Here is a 21,147-nt window from a genome sequence, read left to right on the forward strand (position 1 = left end):
GATGATCTTCGATTAGTCATGACGCTATCAGCCGTGGTTCGCGTTGCCGCAGTTGTGACCGCTATATGGGGTTATCAGCGTTCGCCCAGCTCCGCTTCCAGCAGTTCAATGCTCGGCAAACTGGATTTGAACTCCTCCGGCAGTGAGTCCACGATCTGTGTCTTCCACTCGGCCACCCCGATCGGAGCGCTGTACCCTCGTAAGGCGTACTCGGCTACCACATTATTTTTGGTCTTACAGAGCAACAGGCCAATGGTTGGCTTGTCGTCCTCATGAGCCATGAGGTCATCCACCGCGGACATGTACATACCGAGCTGACCAAGGTACCCGGGGTCGAACTTGCTGTTCTTGAGCTCAACAACCACAAAGCTGCGCAGGCGGAAATTGTAAAAGAGGAGATCGGCAAAGAACTCGTCGCCGCCCACCACAAACCGAACCTGCCGTCCCACAAACGCAAAACCCTGGCCGAGTTCCAGCAGGAAATTCTCAACGTGGTCGACGAGCTGCGATTCCAGCTCCGCTTCATTGTGCCGATCCGTCATGGACACGAAGTCAAAGATGTACGGGTCCTTCATGGTCTGCTGCAAAAGGTCCGAATCTGCTGCAGGAAGCACAGCCTTGAAGTTGCTGATGGCCTGGCCCGAGCGTTCGTGCAGTCGGGTCTCGATTTGATGGACCAATACGTTCCGTGACCATCCATGCTCGACGGCGGCAGCCGCGTACCAGAGGCGGGATTCGGGATCGCTGAGTTTCTCGAGCAAGGCAACAAAGTGGCTCCACGGCAATGTTGCAGACGGCGTCTGCAACATTTGAAAGTCGGGCCAGGCTTCGGCAAATGACCTCATGTACCGGAGATTGCGGGGAGAGAATCCCCGTGCATCAGGGAATCGCTCCTTGAGGTCGGCGGCCAGTCGCAGGACAACTTTGGCGCCCCATCCCTCAGAAGCCTCGCGGAGCAGCAGTTCCTTCCCAACAGCCCAGTAGGTGGCAACGAGTTCCTGATTGACGGCGGTGATAGCCCGGACGCGGCCGGTGGACACCGTCTCTGAAACGGGTGCCAGCATGTCTGGGTACCACTTGGGCATCCCGCTTCGTGCCGGTGTGGGCGGGAACGCCGGGGCTTCTTCATTAGGATCGCTGAACGTGGACATGAGCAAACCTCTTTCGAATCTTGCAATGTTCCTATGACTCAGAAGCTACGCGCAGGGTCTGACATTATTGTGGGATGGCCAAGAACAACAACGGCAGCAAGGCCCGCGCATCGACCACATCCGTCAGCGAACGGCGGGCGGTTCTTGCCGTGGACGCGGTGGCTCCGGCATTCTCCGCATGGTGCAACAACATGCCCGGGCTGCCGGAGGGTGCAGTAGAGGACTTGATCGATGCCGTGGGGGTGGTGGCATCTGTCTACTTCAAGCTGGTGCCGGCGTCCGATGTCACCAGCTTTGAGCCTCTCGCCTTTGGCCAGGCCATGACCGCAGTTGCCTCCGCCGAGGCGGAAGAGGACACCGAATTCATCTTTGTCGCCATCCGCACCTACCTGCAGTTTCTCGAAGAAACCAAGGGATGGACTGGCAGTCAGGAAGACTTGGGTCAGGTGTTCACGTTGTTTTACGACGACGACGACGACGACGCTGACCCCGGCGAGCTGGACCTGCCGGAGCCCCCGAGTGCGGACGAGGAACTTGCCGCGCTCTCCGGAACCCAATTGGCCGCGCATCTGAGCTCTTTGCTGCAATGGATCGGAGAGAGCAAGCAGGTCACTTCCACCGGCGCGTTAAAGCTGGCGGAGATTGAAGGCGCCGCGGCGGCCGTTGGTCTGGTGGCCAAGGGGGCTGCGCGCAACGCCAAACGCCAGCACATACCAGGTTTCAACACGGAGAGCCTGGAACCTGGTGCGCCCCTAATCGTCAAGACCATGCATGAGCTGCCCCTGCTGTCCAAGATCTGGGCGGCGCTGGAGGGTGGTGGTTTTATCGACATTGGTTCCACCAAGGTGTGGCCCACCCCGAACACCGAGGCAATCTTGAACCACGGGCACCCGGCGCACTTGGCGGCATTGCGCGGATTGATGGCTAACTTCCTGTCCGTGAGTGTCATGGGGGAGCAGGAGTGGGCACCGTGGGTTGCACCAGCCGCGGAGGCCCAGGCCGGGTTGTTGTACGCAGCGGCGTTGGCCGGTTCTACCATCCGGGTGTCCCTGCTGGAGAACCCGGACACGATGGAGAATCTGGGAATGGACGAATTTGCTGGCCGACTCCTGCGCCGGCGCATGGCGGAGCTGGAAGAGTTGGGAGTGGTCACCATGGATGGTGCCGTGCGGGTGCAGCCAGCTCTTGTACCCATGGTTTTGCTGGCGATGGGTCGGCACGTCGGAGACGGGGGTGGCGCGGTCCCACGGCTTCCAGGTTCCGTCAATGTGGGCTCGGGTCCGGCACCCACCCATCCGGTGCCGCTGTTGCAGCTGAAGGTGGCCATTGAGGAGACGAAGCCGCCGGTATGGCGTCGCCTGGTGTTGCGTTCGGACCTGACTCTGGCGCAACTGCATGGCATTATTCAGGCGAGCTTTGAATGGTTGGACTACCACCTGCACGAGTTCAACGTGGGCGGCTACAACGGGACTACCTACGGACCCGTTGGCCCCGAGTACGACTTCGGCGATCCCATGCCCCACGATGAGTCTGCCGTGACCGTCGGCCAGTTGTTGAAAGCGGAGAAGGACCACATCAGCTACACCTACGACTTCGGCGACAATTGGCGCCACAGGATCACTCTGGAGAAGATCTTGCCGTTCGCCCCGAGCCCGGCCGTGCGCTGCACCGGGGGCCGGGGGATGGGCCCGGCCGAGGACTGCGGCGGCGCCTGGGGCTGGCAGAACGTTGTGACGGCTGTCAACGATCCCGCCCACCAGGAGCACGCCGAATACCGGGACTGGTTGGGCATGGGGCAGGGGGAAACCCTAGACCCGAAGGAGTTCGACCGTGCTGGTGTGGACGAGGACCTCGCCGAGCTGTTCTAAACGCCAGTCCGCGGCTGTCCGGCGTCGTTGCTCATGTACGACGCCGGACCGGCGCGTCCTAGCCGAAGGTTGCCGCGGGCGGAGCTACTTGGCGCGCTGCAATTGAGGGATGAACCGTGCCCCGCGCTTTTCCACAGCTTTGGGCAAGGGTTCGGGCTTCTCCGGCCCGCCGGGTTCAAGGCCGTTGTCACTCAGGTAACTGAGCGCCCGACCCACGATGGTGCGCTTCTTTGCAAGGGTTGCAACAGAACCGGCCTTCTTGTCAGAGATTTCATCAAGGCGCTCATGTTGCCGACTGACCCTGATTTCAATCTCGGTCAGCAACTGCCACACGCCAGGATCGGTGTCGATCTTGTGTTGCTGACGCAAGATGACAGCCGCCAACTGCAGGGCAATGAAGCCTTCGAGTTGATCGACGCTGGTTTCATCCCCGGCAAGGCCGGTCACCATGGTTCCCCCGCCGGAGCCGGCCAGCAATCCGCCACCACCCACCAGGGCTCCAGCCGTTATCAGCCCGCCGATCATCCCGCCGGGACCAAAGCTGGCCAGAGCGCTTGTGACAACGGCCGCACCTGCAAGGCCGGGGCCGGCTGCCAAGGCAAGCCCTCCCGTGCCCACAACCAATGCCGCTGTGCCTGCCAGCAAGGCCCCGACCTTGACCCATTGCAGATTCTGGCTGTCCCGCAGGATGCCTTGTGCACGTTTTCCCGCCTCCAGGACGTCTGAGCCGAACTGTCGCATCAGTCCCATCTCGGACGCGAGTTCCTCCAAGGCGGCCTGCTCCACATCCTTGGAAACGGTGATCTCGAAGGGAGCAAGGACGTTGGTTGCAGCCACGGCCGTCAGGAGTGTCGCTGCTTCCTCTTTTGACGTTCCTTTGCGGTTGAACGTCGGCTCCGGCAGCAGGGAAGTCTCATCGGCGTAGTCAAAATCGAGCCGTCCCAGCTGTGACGGAAGGGGCCGATTGATGGACTTGTTGTGAGCACGGAGGTCAGACACTGCCTGTGCCTGAACAGACCGCAGAGCGGCAAGGTAGCGGCGCCTAGTGTCACCGCTCAACTCGTTCTTGACCAGGTGGCAATACCGCAACCCCAGCAGTGTCTTGCTCTCCGCGTCATTGAGGGCGATGTCCACGCCCCTTTCAAGGAGGGCGATTTCCTTGGACTGGGAACCGAAGAGTGCATAACCAATGGTGGCCGCCACCGTGCTGTGATTCAAGTAGACGCTTGCAGTGTGTGGGGTTACAGGATCTAGGCCGGGGCCGGTATTGATCCTGTGATCCAACAGCCACGGAAAAGAAGAAGACAGGCCACGCCTGATTGCCACGGGATCCCACGCATTCCTGAAGTTCACCCACCAGGACAAGTGGACCGGTGGATCGACTAGGGAGTCACGCAAGCCCTCGAGCTTGAATCTCCCGTTGGCAAGGGGACTGCCAATGGTGATCATGGCGGAAACCTCAACATCTACCGGCAGCCGTAGCAGCAAGTCGGCAGCAACCACGGAACCCAGGCTGTGGGCCACAATGATAATCCTGCCGGATTCCGGGACCTTGGCCAGGATGCGGTTGAGGACCTGGGCGCGGATTTGCTTGCTGTCCAGGTAGTTTGCCGCCTGCTGAAAGAAGGGCATTGCCACGACGGCATCCGCAGTGGCGTTGTGTACTGGCTGGGCTCCATTTCCCACGGCCTCGTTGATGCGATGTTCCTGGTCCTGGCGGCCAATCCGATGTTCAACGGCGGCAAGGCGGCGCTCGAAGTCCCTGCGGTTCAGCTTGGCGGCGTCACGGCTGAGCGCCTTGAAGGTCCGGGCAGGCAGTGGTTCCGGTGCGTCGAACCCTTCGAGCGCATGCGCGTATCTGGGGGCAATGACGGTAGCTTCGTCGAGGCTTGGGTAGCCGGAGCGTGTCAGGGACTGCTCTAGTGCCGCCTTCCATTTGCCGTCAGGGTCTCCGTCACCCACGCCGTGGAGGAACAGCAGCACTGGCTTATCTGACATAAAGAGCCCCCATTATGGTTGGAAAACAGGCGCCCAACACTGGATGCCAAGGTATTGCATAGCTGAGCTTACTCGCACAAATTCGGGCCCCATGAAAGATGCTGGATTGTGTCGTGGCATGGTTGATAGTTGCCCGTGGCGACGACCCGACAACAGGGGTCTACGCCTCCGCCAGCGGAGGAAATGCCAAGGCGGCTCCAGGCGCTTTGCGACTTTGCAAATGGGGATGCCGGAGACGGCAGCTACATGCCTCCTGTTGTCAGGGCCATCGTGCTGTACTTCATGATGGGCTACGACCACTACTTTGCAGACAGCAACGGGAGAACAGCCAGGGCGTTGTTCTACTGGAGTATGCTCCATCAGGGCTATTGGTTAACCGAGTTCATCACGATCTCCAGGATTCTGCGAGAGGCTCCGGGGCAGTACGCCCGTTCCTATCTTTTAACTGAGGACGACGACGGCGACCTCACCTATTTCCTGCTCCATCACGTGCAGGTTGTTAGCAGGGCGCTTGACGATCTGACAGCCTATCTTGAACGGAAGAGCCAAGAGATGATCAACGTGCGGTCGCTGCTTCACCTGGCTCGCGGGGAGTTCAACCACAGGCAAGTTTCCTTCCTGGAGGTGGTGGTGAAGGATTCATCCACTGTGGCCAACATCCGGTGGTATGCCGGTGCTTATGCGACCTCAGGAGTGACGGCACGCCACGACCTTGCGGCTCTCGAGAAGCGCGGGCTCCTCATCCGTTCCAAGAGCGGCAAACAGTACGTCTGGCAGGCAACGCCGGACTTGGTTAAAAAATTGCAGGATGGATCATAGATCGGGCTGAGTTTCACTCACGGCATCCCTGTGTTTCGCGGGAACGTAACTTCAAGTTTTCTCCAAGTCCAAATTGAACTTGGAGAAAACTTGAAGTTGCCGTTAGACCAGCGTCAAAACAGCTGATTCGGCATCCCTGACCCGGAGCTTGCCGGACATCAGCTGGGGGAGCAGCGCGTCGCGGGTTGCGGCCAGCGTTTCATTCTCCATCGACGCATTGAGGCTCTGCTGCCACAGTGACTGCATGAGGGGACCGCGTTCAGTGATGGTCGCCGAGGAAGGAACTAGGACAGGTTCGTCAAGGTGCTTTCGTTGGATGTGGCCCATCGTTGTTGCTTTGTCTGAGGCAATGGATTTGAATTCGTCCAACTTCTTGCGTAGGAGTTCAAAAACGAGCCAGTCTGGGTACCCGGCTGAGGGGATGACCTTGAATATGTGCTGATTGACGATGCCCTCAGACCTGTGCCAACGATGCAAAGTTAATGAGCCAGACCATGCGAACAAGATGCTGCCAGGAACGGCCAGATATTTCTCGTCCACCTCGATGTCGTTGTAAACGGTGGAACCCCCGATGCCAGAATTCAGCTCGGCGATACGAATAACGACTCGGCCCGTTCCGGTGGCATTCTTTGTGAAGGCCTTTCCGTTGACAAACTGCGCTGTCCCAGAGAGGGGTTCAGAACGAGCATCTTTGTCGAGCATAGACCTAAACAGCGAATGCGATAGTTCCTCGGCAGTCGCAGCGAGTTTGGTGTTGGCGGCGATCTTGTCGTCGAGGGTGCCCAGGACTTCTGCGATGGCCTGCTGATCACGAATTGGAGGGATATCCACCGTCATGTGCTTGAGATGACTTGGTCCAAAGTGTTTCATCACGCTTCCGACACCCATGGCCTCAATTTGCGCCTTGAATGTAGGTGCCGTGAGCAGGAATGGGATGAATTGAGGCAGGATTCGGTCATCGTTTGGTCGGAAGCCAATAATTCCAGTGTATGGAATCGCGCCAACTCCAGAGTCGTCCACCGTGGAGACTTCGCCTAGGGATGCAGACGTACTCAGCAAGACATCGCCGAGCTCCAATCGGAAGTGATTCCATTTGACGGCGACCAGATCTGGATCAAGGAAATTACAACCTTCCAACAACGAAGCTCCATTTTTCAGGCCAGCTAATCGAATCAGAGGCACTCCAGCGTCATGGAAGTCTTTTGCTAGGACGCCTGGGCCTTCCCTGAAAGCTAGCGCCTCGACGAGAGGCAACCTTGTCCAGTCGTTCATGAAACCCTCCCCAGCTGCTCCCGGACAACCGCTGCGAGACGCTCAGACTCGTCGAACTGCTCAAACAACTCCGCAGAGAGCCGGGCGATCTTGTCCTCGATAGGCTCGCCGTCGTCCTCAACTTCGGCGGCGCCGACGTAGCGGCCTGGGGTGAGAGCGTAGTCTGCGGCTTTGATTTCTGCCAGGGTGACGGACCTGCAGAAACCGGGGATGTCTTCGTATGTCTTGGTCTCGACAGGCTCTTTGGTCTCGACAAGCTCGACCAGCGGGGTTTCGACAGGCTCAACCACCGGCGCGGTGCCGCGCCAGGCATGGAACGTGCCCGCAATTTTCGCGATGTCCTCATCGGAGAGAGCCCGCTCAGCCCTATCCACCATGTGCCCCAAGTTCCGGGCATCGATGAACAAGACCTGGCCGGTGCGGTCAACAGAACCCGCGGGCCCCGCCGTCTTGTCCTTCGCAAAGAACCACGTGCACACGGGGATGCCGGTGGAGCGGAACAACTGCGTGGGCAGGGCGATCATGCAGGACACCAGATCGGCTTCGACCAACTGCGCACGAATCTCGCCCTCGCCGCCCGAGTTGGAGGACATGGAGCCATTCGCCATGACCACGCCGGCCGAACCACCCGGTGCCAATTTGGAAATGATGTGCTGAATCCACGCATAGTTCGCGTTGCCGGCCGGGGGTACGCCGTACTTCCAGCGGGGATCCGATTCCGAGCGTGCCCAGTCCTTGATGTTGAATGGGGGGTTGGCCATGATGAAATCGGCCTGCATATCCGGGTGCTGATCGCGGGCAAAGGTATCGCCCCAGCGCGATGCCAGATTGCCGTTCAGCCCGTGGATGGCAAGGTTCATCTTCGCCATGCGCCAGGTGCGCTCGTTCAATTCCTGCCCGTAGACCGAAATCTCCGAGCCCTCCTTGTTGTGCGATTCCAGGAACTTCTCGGCTTGTACGAACATGCCGCCGGATCCACAGGCGGGGTCGTATACGCGGCCGTGTGTGGGTTCCAAAACTTCCACCAGCACGCGGACCACGCCGGCTGGCGTGTAGAACTCGCCGCCGCGCTTGCCCTCGGCGCGCGCGAACTTCTCCAGGAAGTACTCGTACACCTCGCCCAGCAAGTCGCGGGCCTTCGTAGCGCCTTCGCCCGTGAACTTGGCGGAGTTGAACAGGTCCAACAGCTCGCCCAGGCGGCGCTGATCAATGTTGTCCTTGTTGAAAATTGTGGGCAGCGTGGCTGCAAGCGTGGGGTTCGATCCCATGACGTAAACCATGGCGTCGTCGATTAGCTCGCCGATGCTCTTGGCATGTTCATCCATCGACGCCACCGTGCCCTTGGCGTTCTGCGCCAGGTACGTCCAGCGTGCCCGGGCCGGAACCCAGAACACGCCACGGCCTGTGTACTCGTCGATGTCGTCGATGAGCTGGCCGATCTGGTCCTCATTCAGCCCCTCTGCCACGAGCTCGGTGCGGATCTGCTCGCGGCGCTCATCAAAGGCATCAGAAACGTACTTCAGGAACACGAGCCCCAGGATGACGTCCTTGTACTGCGAGGCATCCATGGACCCGCGCAACTTATCCGCGGCCTTCCACAGCGTGTCCTTCAGTTCCTTCATGGTCGAGGGCAGTGCCTCAACCTTTGCCTTCTTCGCAGCCACTAGCTGGTTCCTTCCGTAGTCATGCCAAAATTCAATACCGAAAAACTTCCATGCACAGCGCCATCAACGAGCAGCCCGGAAAGCTCATCCAACTGTTGCAACCGTACCGCCAGCCTCCGACGTTCTGCCGCCACCGCAGCCAACGCCGCGCTCAAGGCGGGCTTGGCGCCGTCGTGCATCCTGCGTGCGGTGCATTGCCGCCAATCACCAGTCCTGTCCGATAAATCACGCGCCAGAACCTCCGGAAGCAATCCGTTCGCGTTCTTTGCGCTGATCCGCAGGATCCTCGCTGGATAAAGTACGACGGCGGCCCCCACCTCATCGACCATGGCGCCGGCGTGCGCTCCGGTTGCGAAAATGACGTCGCCCGGCTCGCTCAACCTGCCTTGTGGGTAGGCGTTGGCGAACACCAGCTGGCTGATCTTGCGTGATTCACACGGTAATTCTCCGCTGATTTCCTCGACGCCGATGATGGGGAGCTGGGCGCGCCCGGAGAGCTCCGCTTCAACATGATCGTCAGCAAGGCGATGGCCGGGCAGGTATTTCACGGCACCGGACTTAATGGCCGCGTCAACAGTTGTTGGGCTAAGCTCCGTACGGTTTTCGGCGCTTAGCGTGATGCTCAGTGGTGCACTCGGGCTCTGGCTTAGCGATTCCAGCAGATTCTCGGCATCAATCAATTGGGCCGTTGGGGCTTGTGCGGGGCGTCCGGTTTTTTCCTGGGCAGGGAGCTTCGCCGTCAAGGAACCTTGATTGGCCAGCAAGGAGCGCGTCCGCACAATCTGGGCAAACCTAAATGAGTGTGCCCACACGTAATCACGGTTGCCCATCGACGCGGCGAGATCACCAACCAGGTCAGCCCTGATAGAGGCTGTCATTTCTTGCCCTGAAAGATCGGCCACCATGGTCCACCTATCGGCAATGGAAACATCGGCATGCGCGGGACCCAGCACCCACAACGCCTGAGCCTGACGTGGACTGGACGGCAGCATCCCCTGTGGCAGACGGACTATGGCACGGACCCGGTCCGAACGCAGAATGTCTGAACGGATTGCCTCCGCCTCACGATTCTGAGTTGTGCGCAGTAAGGAATCGCTCAGGATCGGTGCTGGGGCCAGAACAACGGCACACTCCTGGTGGGTCATCTCCAAGGAGATGTTGTCGATGGCCGTCAAGACTTCAACTGCATCCGAGGTGGGGAACGACGGGGAAGGGAACTGCGCCAGCCTGACCTTGACTTGTTGCTCGCGGACAGTGCCGGCCTGGTTGGTGACGTGCAGATTTTCTTTGGTCTGGCCATGCACCAGCATTCGCCTGCGAGCAAGTCGGGCTGATTCGGAAGCCAAAGTCCCCACACACAAGGTGGCCGGCGCTGCCTCACCCAAAATGTCGGCGACGGCCAGCAGGAAGTCGCTGCCGCCGTCGTCCGTGAAAACGGGTTCCTGTTCACTTCCTGCCGTTAATTCCACCGCAGTGGCGGCGAGTAACTCAATAGCTTCGGCGGTCAGCATGGTCGTGGCCTGAACGGCCGGGCCGGCACGGAATCTGTCCCCGAGCAGTTGCTCGAAGGCCGCTGCCGCCGTGTAGGAGGCGTCCGTCAGGAGATCCGCGTAGGTGGCCAGTGGGAGCAGATTTGGACCAAGATTCTCTATCTCGACGAAGAGAAACTCATTGTCAGGATCGTATTCATCGGCGAAATCCACCAGATCCTCGGCGTTATGGCCTCCCAGCGGCATATCCATGAGGCAGCGCAAAGCAATCAGCGCCGTGAGGCCGGCGAAATGCGTGTCCTTGCTGTCCTGGCCCAACGGGGAGGCGAAGGCTGCTGCATCTTCGGCTGCGTGGGGATTATTGCCACGGCCGGTGGCGGTCAGCCAGTCCGTTATTTCTGCGGCATTGAAGAGTTCCTGGCGGCCACTAGTGCCAATGGAGACCGGGAAGGGATCTGCTGAGTTCTTGCTGCGGGATCGCCACATGGACACTACCGGGCGCTGGACCTGAGCCAGATTCGCAATCTGGGACAAGGTGATCTGCAGTTGCTGTCTTTGTTGCTTGGTCATGCGGATCTCCTTGTCTTTGAGGTAGGAGTCCATTCTATGACCATTGTGGACAAACCCTGTGGATATGTTGATAACCCCAGTTATCAACTCTGGCATGGATTCTGACGCGGGGGCGTTTTAGATTCATTCCAGAGCACAGATCAAGTGCTGAGACGTGGTGAAGAATTCTGGGCTGGCCATTGGGGGCAGCCCGCAATTCCTTAGATGTCGCAGTAAAAGACCACCATCAGGAGTGAGCATGACAAATCCCGCAGCGCCGGAAGTTTCATCGATTGGCCCAGACGTTCGTGCCCCGCAGGTCAAGGGCCGCAAACACCTTTACTTCGGACTGGGCGGATTGTCGATTGGCCTGGTAGCGGGCTTGTTGCTCGCCGCCGGTGGCGCTGCTCTGGGTGATGCCCTGGCGAGCTCCAACGCCATTCCGGCTGCTCTTGAGAAGTGTTCGGTTGTGGACGCCACCGGCGTTGACGTATTGGACAACGGCAAGAGCCTGAACCTGCAGACCAGCGGCGAAGAGAGCACCGGCACTGATGTTGCGGCCGTGGTCTGCGTCCTCAGCGAACTGGATGCACCCGAAAGCATCTTCACGAAGCTGGAATCAACGCGAGCCCTTGATGGGACCCAGAGCACCGAATGGTCTGGGTACACCGCGTCCTGGACCTACCATCCGGACGACGGGCTCAACATCATTGTGGAAACCGCGGCCAAGTAACTGCTCTAACCAGTCAGGAGAATCTCATGCGTAATACCGAAGCAATCGGCACAGATAAACCCAAGCGCCGTGGCGTAAAAGCGGTGGCCGTGGCGCTCGCCGTCGTACTGCTTTTTGGTGGGGGATTTCTCACTGCCGCCATGACCGCCGATCCTACGGTGAGCGAAGAGTACGCCGCCCTCGAAGCCACTGGTCAAAAGGCCGCGACCGACCGCGACAGCTTTAGGGGCCAGCTGGAAGAACTCCAGGGCGAGGTTGCCGCCATCAGATCGGCGGCCGTGGAGCAGGATGACGCCCTTCTGCTCCGTGAGGCGGCGGTGAAAAAGGTCGAGGAAGAACTCAAGAAACGCGAATCGGCAGTGACGGAAGTGGAGAAGAAGTAGGAAGCCAACACCATCACCGATGGCACCTGGGTTGTTGGGGTGGATATTGAATCCGGAAGCTACAAATCCAATAGCAGTGTTGGCTCATCTTGCTATTGGGCAATCCTTGCCAGTGGTACCAATGGCGACGACATCATCAACAACGACATCCCCGGTGGTGGCCTTCCCGCCGTAACCCTAGCTGCGGGACAAGATTTCAAGTCCTCACGCTGTGGTTCCTGGACCAAGCAATAACTCCTTAGCGCAACGGCCGCACACTACGCGGTTGCACAACCATCAAATGAAACACCCATAACCGGCAGCTTTGCTCTGCCCGAAAGGAAACATCATGCAGCACGAAAGCTACACCAAAGAAGCGCAGCAGGCACCGTTCACTCCTGTTCAGCACGAGGGATCCAAGTCATTTATGGTGACCTGGTTGCTCTCCTTGTTCCTTGGCTACTGGGGTGTGGACCGCTTCTACCTGGGCAAGGTTGGCACGGGTCTGCTGAAGCTGTTCACCCTGGGTGGACTCGGTGTCTGGGCGCTGAACGATCTGATCATCACCTTGGCCGGAAAGCAGACGGACAAGGCCGACAATGCACTGGCCGGGTACTCCAAGAACAAGATTGTGGCCATTGCGGTCACTGCGGTCCTGCTGCTGGTAGGTGGCATTGGCGGAGCCTCGGCTGCATCGTCAGGGACCAAAGCCGTTGTCGAATCGGGCATCGAGGCTCCTGCAGTACCGGTTGCCGAGGCTCCCGCCGCACCGGTTGCCGAAGCTCCGGCCGCCGAGAAGCCGGTTGAGAAAGCAGCTGAGAAGCCGGCTGAAAAGCCCGCCGAAGCAACCTGGGTTGAAATTGCCGCACTGAACGGCACCGCGGACCAGGCCAGCCAAGTCTTTGCACTCTCCGGCAAGGAAACCCGATTGGTTTACGAGTTCATCGGATCAGACCCGGAGATGGCAATCGCCGCCATCTACTTGGAGAAGGAAGGCACCGACATCATGGTTGACGGCGGCATTCCGGTTGTCATGGCATCCAAGCCGGAGAGCAACACCACGGCCATCCACAAGAAGGCCGGCAACTACTTTCTGGACGTCAAGGCCGGCAACCTTGATTCCTGGACCGTGAAGATCGAAGAAAAGAAGTAGCACCAGAACGCACAAAGGTGGCTGCGCCGGGCGTGACATCCTCCAGTCGTCGATGGACATGGATAACAGGCTGAACATCATCATAGAAACGGCAGGCAAATAATCCCATGAATGCATCAGAAAACATCCCCAATGATGAGCAGGGTCTGGACAACGATCATGCTGAAACCGAGCGTGATTCTGCAGCCAGGCATGGGAGCGCATCTGCTGAGACTGCGGCCGTTACGGTAGGTGGGCATCCTGTGCCGTGGCGATTGTTGTTTCCGGTCCCGCTACTTCCACTGTCGAACGATTCCAGCCACGGTGCGCAGCCAAATATCGCAGGACTCGGCTGCAACGAGAGTTGAGGGTGATAGACGGTAGAAGGCACCTCTAATCACTACGAACCCCGGCATTCATGCCGTGCCGGGGTTCGTCGCGAATGACGCAAATACTTCAGAGCCTAGATATTGCGGATCCTGGATATTTCAGTGTGCGGCGACTTGCCTTGCAGACTCAATTTCCTCGGCTCGTTCAGCATTGGCTTCTGCCGTCAAGCGGGCGCCCTCTTCCGCGTCCAGAGTCAGGTTTTCCCCAGTCTTGGGGTCAAAGAGGTGCAAGCGGCGGGTGTCCAACCAGAGCTCGGCCGGACGGCCACCGCGGATCTTACTGGCGGCATCCAAGGTCACCACAACTTGCGGTCGCAGCTCATCGGCGTCCATATCTCGGGCCAAGCTGTTGAGCATTTCGCGGACTTCCGGGGCCGGATCGAAATTGATGTAGCCGTACTGTTCGTTGCCCAGCCACTCGGTGTGGGTCAACTCAGCTGTGAAGGTGGAACCGTGATGAAGTTTGTGCTCCTCTACTAAAGAAGCGTCCTCAAAGAACTCTGGACGCACACCCACCAGTATCACCGGACGGTCTCTGGCCTTGTCTGCTTTCTCGGGAGAGATTTCAATGTCTCCGATGGCTGTGCTCAGGATGTTCCCCTCGAGGCTGGCCGGCAGGAAGTTCATCGAGGGGGAACCAATGAATCCTGCCACGAACAAGTTCACCGGCTGCTCGTAGAGCTCGCGTGGTGAAGCGATCTGCTGCAGTTCACCCTTCTTGAGCACAGCGACTCTGTCACCGAGTGTCATAGCCTCGGTTTGATCGTGCGTGACATAGACAGAAGTAGTGGCTAGCCGGCGCTGCATCTGAGAAATTTCTGAACGCATCTGACCGCGCAACTTTGCATCCAGGTTTGAAAGGGGCTCATCAAAGAGAAACGCATCCGCCTGACGAACAATGGCCCGGCCCATAGCCACCCGCTGACGCTGCCCGCCGGATAGGTTGGCCGGTTTACGTTGAAGGTGATCTGTGAGTTCCAGCATGGCCGCGGCTTCTGTGACCAGCCGCTGGACATCCTCTTCCTGGTGTTTTCCCTTAGCCAAGCGCAAAGGGAACGCAATATTCTCAAACACCGTGAGGTGTGGGTACAAGGCATAGTTCTGGAAGACCATGGCAAGATTTCGGTCTCGGGGAGCCTTGTCATTGGCACGTTGCCCGCCAATCAGCAATTCTCCGGAGGTAATGTCCTCCAAGCCCACGATCATGCGCAAGATGGTGGATTTACCGCAACCCGAGGGGCCTACCAAGATGACGAATTCACCATCGGCGATGTCAATGCTGACATCGTTAACTGCCGGAAAGCCGTCCCCGTACTTCTTGACGATGTTCTTGAGGGTGATAGCAGCCATGCTCGCGATCCTATTCTGTGAGTAAAGGTTTCAGCCCTTGACGGCGCCCTGGGTCAAGCCCGAGACAATTTGGCGTTGGAAAAGCAAGACCAACAGGACCACGGGAATCGTCACGATGATGGCCGCAGCAGAGATGGCGCCCGTTGGCGCTTCAAACTGGGATGCGCCGGTGAAGAACGCCAGAGCCGCCGGCACTGTTCGTGCGCTTTCAGTAGAGGTGAGGGAAATGCCGTACACAAAGTCATTCCAGGCGATGAAAAACGCAATGATCGCCGTGGTGAAGACCCCAGGTGCAGCCAGTGGCACAATCGCCTTGCGGAAGGCCTGCCATGTAGTGGCTCCATCCACCTGAGCCGCCTGTTCAAGTTCCCACGGAATCTGGCGGAAGAATGCCGCCAGCGTCCAGATCGAGATGGGCAGTGTCAGTGAGAGATACGGAATGATCAATCCGAGCCACGTGTCATAGAGGCCAATGTTGCGCCACAGGTTGAACAGTGGTGTGACGATGGAGATGACAGGGAAGATCGAGACAGCCAGCGCCGTCGTCAGCACAATTTTCTTGCCAGGGAAATCTAGTCTGGCAATGGCGTAGGCGCACAAGGTGGCTAGCACCACCGCGATGAAAGTTGCGATCAGTGCGATCCCGATCGAGTTGCGCAATGCCGAGAGGAAAAGTCCCTGGGCATCGCCGACTAATATCTGCTCGTAGTTCTCCAAGGTGCCAGCACCGGAGCTGGGCAGGAATTTTCCTGAGGTGAGGTCGCTGGGTGCCTTGAACGATGTGGAGAGAATCGATGCCACGGGAAAAAGCGCGTAAATCAGCACCAAGATGGCGATACCCGCCCAAGTGATCTTTTGCTTTCCGCTGGTCATGACTTACCTCCCTGCGTTCCGGCGAGATCCACCTTGAAAAGTTTGATGGCAACAAAACAAATGATCAGCACGCACACAAACAAGAGCACCGAGATAGCTGAGCCGAGCCCAATTTCCAGCCGGGAAATGGACGTACGGTAAGCCAGCAGTGACAGCACCTCGGTGCCGTGGGCCCCGTTGGTCATGATGAAGACATTGTCAAAGATTCTGAAGGCATCCAAGGTGCGGAACAGAACGGCAACCATAATGGCCGCCTTCATGTTGGGCACAATGACCTTCCGAAAGCGTTCCCACCAGGTGGCTCCATCCACCTGGGCTGCTTCTGTGAGTTCGCCAGGCACCTGCGCCAAGCCAGCCAGCAACAACAGAGAAATGAAGGGAGTGGTTTTCCAGATCTCCGAGGCCATGATGACAAAGAGCGACGGCCAGAATTCGGCGAACCAGTTCAGGTCCGTGCTAATCCCTGGGATCCAGCTGAACCAATGGTTGACGTAGCCGGAGTTGATATCGAATGCGTAGAACCATGCGTAGGCGGAGACCACGGTAATGATTCCGTAGGGAACCAAAATGGCTGTACGCAACAGACCCCGCAGGGATTTGATCGCCTTGTCCATCACCAACGCCAGGGCGAAGCCCAGAATTAGCTCAATCACCACAGTGACAACGGTGATGATGACCGTGACGCCCAAGTCTCGCCACCAGACAGGATCGGCGAGAACGGTCACGTAGTTGGCGAACCAAATGAACGCCTTGTCGTCAGGAGCTGTCAGCCGCAGGGAAAACAGCGAGTCCCAAAAGGCCTGCAGGATGGGATAAAGGGTTACGGCCAGCATCACAATGAAGGCAGGCCCGGCCAGATACCAGCCCAGTCTGCGCTCAGACTTGGCCCGGTCGCTCAGATGCGGACGCCGGCGCTGCGCTCGAGTTGCTGGTGCGTCCGTGGACGCTTTGATTGAGGTGCTCACAGCAGCCTGTCCCCCCTAAGTACAGCAAGGATGAAGTCTTGGGAATTCTGTGGAGTGGTTGCGGGATCTACCGCTGACGGTGGAGTCCAACGCTGCTGCAATCCCGTGGAGATTTCGTTGTAGAACGGCGTCTGTGGCCGGGGTGCTGCGAGCTTCAGTGATTCTCGGATCGTCGGAGCCATGGGGAATTGCTTCTCCACCCGCGGATCGTCATATGCCGTGGAATTTGACGGCGGGTTGCCGTTGGTCACAAAGTAGGTGGCCTGATTCTCCGGAGAGGTGATGCACTCGATGGCCTTGTAGGCCAGATCTTGATGCTGGCTCTTGGAGCCCACGCCCAAATTGATCCCGCCCAGAGGAGGAGCAGTATCAGTATCCGCATCAACGCGAGGGTAAAGCGTCCAGCCAATGTCATCGAGGACGTCCTGGCTAACGCTTCCTGCCTTCACAGCCGCATTAGTTGCCGGCCAGACAAACGGATAATTGACCATGAAGGAACCCTTGTCCCCTTGGAAAAGAATCATGGAGTCATTTTCCGTTGAGGTGGGCAGGCCAGGACCGCCAAGATTCTTCTTGCCGATAGTGCCAATAATTGCGGCGGTCTTCTCGCCTGCGGGAGAGGTCAGCCCGAGCTTGATCTCATCAGCCCGGGCTCCCGGGTTCAGTAGAATATGCCCGCCGGCGGACTCGATGAGGGCGTTGATCCATACGGTCATGGACTCGGCTTGGGCGCCTTGGACGCCGAGGTATTTGCCTTGCTCCTGAGTTGCTTCCATCAGCTGATCCCACGTCACCGGTTTTGTCATATCCAGGCCAGCGGCTTTCGCCACGGATTTCCGGTACCAGAGGATTTGGGTGTTAGCCCAGAAGGGAACCGTCACCAGCTGGTCTTTCCAGGTTGCCCCTGCCAGTGCACCGTCCAGAACGTTCTTACTGGTCCGCTCTGCCACGTCTGCGGGCACCGGAGCCAGAAAGCCAGGCTCGGCAAGTTCGGGAATGAAGGGGGGATCGATGCTCATGATGTCCAGCGAAGAATCGCCGGCAGCAAGCCTGCGGGCCAACTGCTCACGCTGGGCGGCCGCATCCTTGGGTAGCAGAGAGGTTTCGATCCGGTAGGCGCCCTCGGCCGCCGTGGTGCATACCTGGGCCAGGTTCGCTTGGCCGCCGTCGTCAGGATTGATGTACCAGGTCAGGGTGGGAACGCCATCAGAGGCGGCACAGCCGGGCAAAATCGTTAGGCCCATCCCCAGCGCCACGATGGAGGCCCAGTGTCTGAGCCGTTTCCTTTTCCCGCTTGCACGGATGTTGATGGCACTAGTTCGTGGCATATTACGTTCCCTCCCAACGTAGCCATCGGCTGAGCTTCCTTGGCGGAATAGCAGCCGACTGTGATTTCCACCATAGCCGCGGGGAGGGTGCTTGACCATGGGAGGGCGTGGAATTTAGCCCTTTAGTTGGTGCGCAGGGATCCTAGAGACTAATTCTTCGTTTCGTCGTTCGGGTGCTCTTCGCGGAGTTTGGCTTCGCGGGCGTCCAAATCGGCTTTGAGCTTACGGAGCCTATCGGCTTCCAGCTTCTGAGCCCTGTTAACCGCCAGATTGCGCAGGAACTCGGGGTCGTCGTCGGGCGCGGTTGAACGTTGCTGACTACCGGTAGCGGCGGGCCGACGCGGACCGGCGGCGGAAGGGCCAAACGAGGAGGAACTGCCCGAGCCCGAAGCGGCATACTGCGGGCGCCCGAAGAGGAACCACAGCCCCACGCCGATGACGTTCAAGAAGATGATCACCAGAATCCACGCAGGCTTAGGGATGCTGCGTACGTCGCGGGCTTCACTGCGGATGCAGTCAATGAGTCCGTACACAAACAGGACAACACCTATGGTCACTGGAATGATATAGCGCATACTTCATTCTACCGTTGTGAGAAAAATCAGCACCCTGGCAGGCGTAGGGCAGACGCCCAGCTTCAACCGCTAAACTTGGTCCGTGGCTTTCTTCAAATACTCCCTGATCCGCGGCGTGCTCTTTATGGCGTTCTTCCTCATCGCCTACATGGCGCTGAACTTCACCCCGCTCACCGCGGCCCTGATCGCTGCCCTGTGCGCCTTCGTGGTCAGCTTCATTTTCCTGCGTAAGCAGCGCGCCGGCGCAACCGCAGTGGTTGCCAAGACCTTCGCCCCGAACGCCACAACAACCCAGTCTTCCGGGGCCATGGCCGACGCCGACGCCGAAGACGCTCTCATCGATGAGAACCCCGACATCTGGATCGACGCCGACCGCAAGTCCGGCAGCGCCCACTTGAACAGCGTCAACCTGAGCAAGCCCGAAGGCGCCGAGCAGGCCTGATCCGCCAGGCCCCTATTCGACCGGCCCCGACTCACTCGGCCCCGACTCGCTCGGCTCGGAATGTCGGCTCTAGAGCGCGGTCATCACCATGGCTACGGCAAAAAGTACGCTGAATCCGAGGTTGAGCAGTCCCGTTTGCTGCAGCACTGGGATCAGGGACTTGCGCTTCTTGCCCTTGAGCATCAGCCAGCTGGGCATCAGCATGGCCGGCACCAGCAGCAGGAGCAGCAAAATCCACGGCTTGCTCGGCACCAGGAACATCATCAGGCCCACAGACAGCGCGAGCATCACCACGTAGCTGAGCCGGGCGTTCTTATCTCCCAACCGCACGGCGAGGGTCCGTTTGCCCACTTCGGTGTCGGTGGGAATGTCACGGACATTGTTGGCCATCAAAAGTGCGACGGCGATCAGTCCCGTTGCGATGGAACCCAACACTGCCGCCGCGCTCACCTGCCCGGCCTGGGTGAAGGTGGTGCCCAGGGTTGCCACGGGGCCAAAGAAGACAAACACAAAGACATCACCCAGCCCCATGTAGCCGTAGGGATTCTTCCCACCGGTGTAGCCCCACGCAGCGAGCACCGCACCGGCGCCCACCAGAAGCAGCCACCACGCGCTGGAGGCGAGGACCAAGCCCAGACCGGCCAGCATGGCCAGACCAAACATGGTGAATGCCGCCATTTTCACGTGCGAAGGTTTCGCCACACCGCTACCCACCAAGCGCAGCGGGCCAACCCTGACCTCGTCGGTGCCGCGGATGCCGTCGGAGTAGTCGTTGGCGTAGTTCACGCCAATCTGCAGGAGCAAGGCGACCAGCATCGCCAAAATTGCGCGCCCCCAATTCAGCCCACCAAGATCGTAGGCTGCAGCCGTACCGATGATGACTGGAGCCACTGCCATGGGAAGGGTCCTCAGGCGGGCTCCGGCAATCCATTGACCCACAGTGGCCACAGCGGTACTCCTTTAGAACTCGTAAAACGTTAGCGAACAAGATGATGGCGGCCCAGAGACTGGGGCTAAGGCTTATTCTGCCCCTTTTCTTAACTCAGACTGCTTGCGCAGCACCGAGCAATGCCGCCAAAATTGCCGTCCTATCAGGCTTTCCATTGGGCAGCAGTGGCAACTCGGAGACGAACACCACAGTCTTAGGGAGAAGATGCGGCTCCATCAGGGTGCCGGCCGCGGCCAGCAGTTCGGCCTCGGTGCACGAGCCAACCACCATAGCGGCCACCTGCTGTCCCCACTCCGCGGACGGAACAGGAAGCACAAACGCCTCGCGAACGCCCTGTACCCGGTGCAAACCATCGGTCACGGCACCGGCAGAAACCTTCAGCCCGCCGGTGATGATCACGTCGTCAACGCGGCCAAGCACCCGCAGCCGTCCCTCACCATCCAGCTCGCCCAAGTCGCCGCTTTTATACCAACGCACCATCTCGCCGTCGTCCTCTTCCTCGGAGAAAGACGCCTCGGTGAGCGCGGCATCGCCCAGGTATCCGGCCGCCACCACCTCCCCGCCGAGCCAGACCCGGCCCTCGCGGATGGCGACGCGCACGCCCTCGAGCGGGACGCCGTCGTACACGCAACCGCCGCACGTCTCGGACATGCCGTAGGTGGTGACCACGTTCAGCCCGGCACCGCGCGCGGCCTCGAGCAGCACGGGGTTGATGGGCCCGCCGCCGAGCAGGATCGCGTTGAAACGGCGCAACACGGTCAGCGTTTCGGCGCTCGGATTCCTCAGCAGGCGGCTGAGCTGCGTGGGGACCAGCGAGGTGAAACGCATCTTGTCGGTCAGCTCAAGGGCGGCCTCGGTGAACGCTTCGGGGGTGAATCCGCCGCTCAGATCCATGGCCCACGGGCGCGTTCCGGCGAACAGGCTGCGCACCAGAACCTGCAGCCCGGCTACGTAATTCATGGGCAGCGCGAGCAGCCACTGGCCCTCACCCTGCAGTGTCAGCGCCGTGCCCACTGACGACGCCGCCAGCGCCTCAACGCTGAGCATGGTCCGCTTGGGTGTGCCCGTGCTCCCCGAGGTAAGTACGACGGCGGCAATCTCGGTTTCGCTTCCTTCGGCGAGTCCCAGCTCGCTTTGGGGGATGAGCGTGAAGCTACCGTCAGGGGCGATCTGGACTGCGGGGCCTTCGCCTGCGAGTGCTTCGGAGAGGGCCTTGAGGAGGGGTTCGATGAACATGT

At 59.4% G+C, this 21,147-nt stretch carries 20 protein-coding genes; 8 read left to right on the forward strand and 12 right to left on the reverse strand.

Translation table 11 applies throughout. From position 1 onward, the window contains the following. Positions 1 to 74: 74 nt before the first annotated feature. A complete protein-coding gene (locus AB0P14_RS12825; protein ID WP_363842713.1) occupies positions 75 to 1,151 on the reverse strand; it encodes a PDDEXK nuclease domain-containing protein in 1,077 nt (358 codons plus the stop codon). A gap of 74 nt (positions 1,152 to 1,225) precedes the next feature. Between AB0P14_RS12825 and AB0P14_RS12830 the strand changes: the two genes are divergently transcribed. Continuing rightward, complete coding sequence (locus AB0P14_RS12830) at positions 1,226 to 3,019, forward strand: plasmid pRiA4b ORF-3 family protein (protein ID WP_363842715.1); 1,794 nt, start codon at positions 1,226 to 1,228, stop codon at positions 3,017 to 3,019. A gap of 84 nt (positions 3,020 to 3,103) precedes the next feature. On the opposite strand, the gene AB0P14_RS12835 is transcribed toward AB0P14_RS12830, so the two are convergent. Further along, entirely contained in the window at positions 3,104 to 5,017 is a 1,914-nt protein-coding gene (locus tag AB0P14_RS12835) for a hypothetical protein (protein ID WP_363842718.1), read from the reverse strand. 135 nt (positions 5,018 to 5,152) lie between these two features. On the opposite strand from AB0P14_RS12835, the gene AB0P14_RS12840 reads away from it, so the two are divergent. Beyond that, positions 5,153 to 5,836: a Fic family protein gene (locus tag AB0P14_RS12840; RefSeq protein ID WP_363842721.1), complete on the forward strand. Its 684-nt coding sequence runs from the start codon at positions 5,153 to 5,155 to the stop codon at positions 5,834 to 5,836. Between the two features lie 102 nt (positions 5,837 to 5,938). On the opposite strand, the gene AB0P14_RS12845 is transcribed toward AB0P14_RS12840, so the two are convergent. The 3 genes from AB0P14_RS12845 to AB0P14_RS12855 are packed head-to-tail and all read right to left on the reverse strand — an operon-like array spanning position 5,939 to position 10,832. Next, positions 5,939 to 7,108: a restriction endonuclease subunit S gene (locus tag AB0P14_RS12845; RefSeq protein ID WP_363842724.1), complete on the reverse strand. Its 1,170-nt coding sequence runs from the start codon at positions 7,106 to 7,108 to the stop codon at positions 5,939 to 5,941. Next, positions 7,105 to 8,730 (reverse strand): class I SAM-dependent DNA methyltransferase, encoded by a 1,626-nt coding sequence (locus AB0P14_RS12850; protein ID WP_363842918.1) that lies wholly within the window; start codon positions 8,728 to 8,730, stop codon positions 7,105 to 7,107. The genes AB0P14_RS12845 and AB0P14_RS12850 overlap by 4 nt, the downstream gene beginning before the upstream one ends. Before the next feature lie 41 nt (positions 8,731 to 8,771). Next, positions 8,772 to 10,832, reverse strand: a complete 2,061-nt coding sequence (locus AB0P14_RS12855) for a hypothetical protein (protein WP_363842727.1) — start codon at positions 10,830 to 10,832, stop codon at positions 8,772 to 8,774. Between the two features lie 238 nt (positions 10,833 to 11,070). On the opposite strand from AB0P14_RS12855, the gene AB0P14_RS12860 reads away from it, so the two are divergent. From AB0P14_RS12860 to AB0P14_RS12880, 5 genes are all read left to right on the forward strand, one after another. Continuing rightward, positions 11,071 to 11,544 (forward strand): hypothetical protein, encoded by a 474-nt coding sequence (locus AB0P14_RS12860; RefSeq protein ID WP_363842730.1) that lies wholly within the window; start codon positions 11,071 to 11,073, stop codon positions 11,542 to 11,544. A 26-nt stretch (positions 11,545 to 11,570) separates the two neighbouring features. Continuing rightward, positions 11,571 to 11,927: a hypothetical protein gene (locus AB0P14_RS12865; RefSeq protein WP_363842732.1), complete on the forward strand. Its 357-nt coding sequence runs from the start codon at positions 11,571 to 11,573 to the stop codon at positions 11,925 to 11,927. A gap of 39 nt (positions 11,928 to 11,966) precedes the next feature. Next, positions 11,967 to 12,161, forward strand: coding sequence for a hypothetical protein (locus AB0P14_RS12870; protein ID WP_363842734.1), 195 nt, complete (start codon positions 11,967 to 11,969; stop codon positions 12,159 to 12,161). A 94-nt stretch (positions 12,162 to 12,255) separates the two neighbouring features. Then, complete coding sequence (locus AB0P14_RS12875) at positions 12,256 to 13,059, forward strand: TM2 domain-containing protein (RefSeq protein WP_363842737.1); 804 nt, start codon at positions 12,256 to 12,258, stop codon at positions 13,057 to 13,059. A gap of 107 nt (positions 13,060 to 13,166) precedes the next feature. Continuing rightward, positions 13,167 to 13,406: a hypothetical protein gene (locus tag AB0P14_RS12880; protein WP_363842740.1), complete on the forward strand. Its 240-nt coding sequence runs from the start codon at positions 13,167 to 13,169 to the stop codon at positions 13,404 to 13,406. Positions 13,407 to 13,526: 120 nt separating this feature from the next. On the opposite strand, the gene ugpC is transcribed toward AB0P14_RS12880, so the two are convergent. The 5 genes from ugpC to AB0P14_RS12905 all read right to left on the reverse strand — a co-directional run bounded on the left by ugpC (position 13,527) and on the right by AB0P14_RS12905 (position 18,518). After that, the gene (ugpC, locus tag AB0P14_RS12885; RefSeq protein WP_363842743.1) at positions 13,527 to 14,777 is read right to left on the reverse strand and encodes a sn-glycerol-3-phosphate ABC transporter ATP-binding protein UgpC; all 1,251 of its coding nucleotides are present in this window, start codon (positions 14,775 to 14,777) and stop codon (positions 13,527 to 13,529) included. Between the two features lie 30 nt (positions 14,778 to 14,807). Then, the gene (locus AB0P14_RS12890) at positions 14,808 to 15,650 is read right to left on the reverse strand and encodes a carbohydrate ABC transporter permease (protein WP_363842745.1); all 843 of its coding nucleotides are present in this window, start codon (positions 15,648 to 15,650) and stop codon (positions 14,808 to 14,810) included. Next, positions 15,647 to 16,603, reverse strand: a complete 957-nt coding sequence (locus AB0P14_RS12895) for a sugar ABC transporter permease (protein WP_363842920.1) — start codon at positions 16,601 to 16,603, stop codon at positions 15,647 to 15,649. Before AB0P14_RS12895 ends, AB0P14_RS12890 begins: the two co-directional genes overlap by 4 nt. A gap of 8 nt (positions 16,604 to 16,611) precedes the next feature. After that, positions 16,612 to 17,859, reverse strand: a complete 1,248-nt coding sequence (locus tag AB0P14_RS12900) for an extracellular solute-binding protein (protein ID WP_363842923.1) — start codon at positions 17,857 to 17,859, stop codon at positions 16,612 to 16,614. Positions 17,860 to 18,092: 233 nt separating this feature from the next. Further along, a complete protein-coding gene (locus AB0P14_RS12905; protein WP_363842747.1) occupies positions 18,093 to 18,518 on the reverse strand; it encodes a PLD nuclease N-terminal domain-containing protein in 426 nt (141 codons plus the stop codon). Positions 18,519 to 18,600: 82 nt separating this feature from the next. Here AB0P14_RS12905 and AB0P14_RS12910 point away from each other — a divergent pair, with 82 nt between their 5' ends. After that, positions 18,601 to 18,960, forward strand: coding sequence for a DUF4229 domain-containing protein (locus AB0P14_RS12910; protein ID WP_363842749.1), 360 nt, complete (start codon positions 18,601 to 18,603; stop codon positions 18,958 to 18,960). A gap of 69 nt (positions 18,961 to 19,029) precedes the next feature. Here AB0P14_RS12910 and AB0P14_RS12915 read toward each other — a convergent pair whose 3' ends face one another. Then, positions 19,030 to 19,908 (reverse strand): 1,4-dihydroxy-2-naphthoate polyprenyltransferase, encoded by an 879-nt coding sequence (locus tag AB0P14_RS12915; RefSeq protein ID WP_363842751.1) that lies wholly within the window; start codon positions 19,906 to 19,908, stop codon positions 19,030 to 19,032. Positions 19,909 to 20,002: 94 nt separating this feature from the next. Continuing rightward, positions 20,003 to 21,145 carry an AMP-binding protein gene (locus AB0P14_RS12920; RefSeq protein WP_363842753.1) on the reverse strand — a complete coding sequence of 381 codons (1,143 nt, stop codon included), beginning with the start codon at positions 21,143 to 21,145 and terminating at the stop codon, positions 20,003 to 20,005. Positions 21,146 to 21,147 lie beyond the last annotated feature (2 nt).

Origin of the sequence: Specibacter sp. NPDC078709, assembly GCF_040686795.1 — a bacterium.
Classification (GTDB): domain Bacteria; phylum Actinomycetota; class Actinomycetes; order Actinomycetales; family Micrococcaceae; genus Specibacter.